The organism is Frigoribacterium sp. AC759, from assembly GCF_979256015.1.
Window position 1 is genome coordinate 1 of record NZ_CEEDMT010000109.1, and the last position, 264, is coordinate 264.

A 264-nucleotide genomic window follows, 5' to 3' on the forward strand; every position below is an offset into this window, starting at 1 on the left:
GTCTACGCTCGCAACGTCACCGACGTGGACGACAAGATCAATCAGAAGGCCGCCCGCGAGGGCGTGCCGATCGGCGAGGTCACGGCCCGATACGAGGCGGCCTATCTTGCCGACATGGGCCTGCTGAACGTGTCGCCGCCTGACCTGGCCCCGCACGTCACCGACTATATCCCGGCCATCGTCGATCAGATCCAGGCCATCGTCGACGCCGGCTGCGCCTATGCGGCCGAAGGGCACGTCCTGTTCGATGTCTCGTCCTACAAG

1 pseudogene is annotated in these 264 nt (G+C 65.2%); it reads left to right on the forward strand.

The window, feature by feature from the left end:
• A pseudogene (locus ACZ6JE_RS15295) lies at positions 1-264 on the forward strand (cysteine--tRNA ligase); the annotation flags it as partial.